Raw genomic sequence first — 226 nt, 5'->3', positions numbered from 1 at the left:
ACACACGAATGAAGCAATGCCGACCTCATGGGACGATCTCATGCGTGCGCGATAGGCGGCAGGCGAATGATCCTCCCGACTATGCGAGCGTTTAGATGTTTAGTCCCGGCATTTGATGGATCGGATTTAGCGTGAAGTTTTCGGGCTCGATCGTCCAACGTTTGCAGATGAACTCGTAGGGCGTGAGACCCTTCAGGGTCTTGAGCCGCCGGCCGAAGTTGTAGGC

The 226-nt window shown here is 55.3% G+C and carries 1 pseudogene; it reads right to left on the bottom strand.

The window, feature by feature from the left end:
• Positions 1-91: 91 nt before the first annotated feature.
• Positions 92-226: pseudogene (locus V5F48_RS25195) on the bottom strand (IS481 family transposase); the annotation flags it as partial.

It is taken from the genome of Xanthobacter autotrophicus ATCC 700552 (genome assembly GCF_043194565.1).
GTDB classification, from domain to species: Bacteria; Pseudomonadota; Alphaproteobacteria; order Rhizobiales; family Xanthobacteraceae; genus Xanthobacter; species Xanthobacter autotrophicus_F.
Note: the sequence above shows the minus strand (reverse complement) of the source record. Positions and strands in the feature narration are given on the sequence as shown.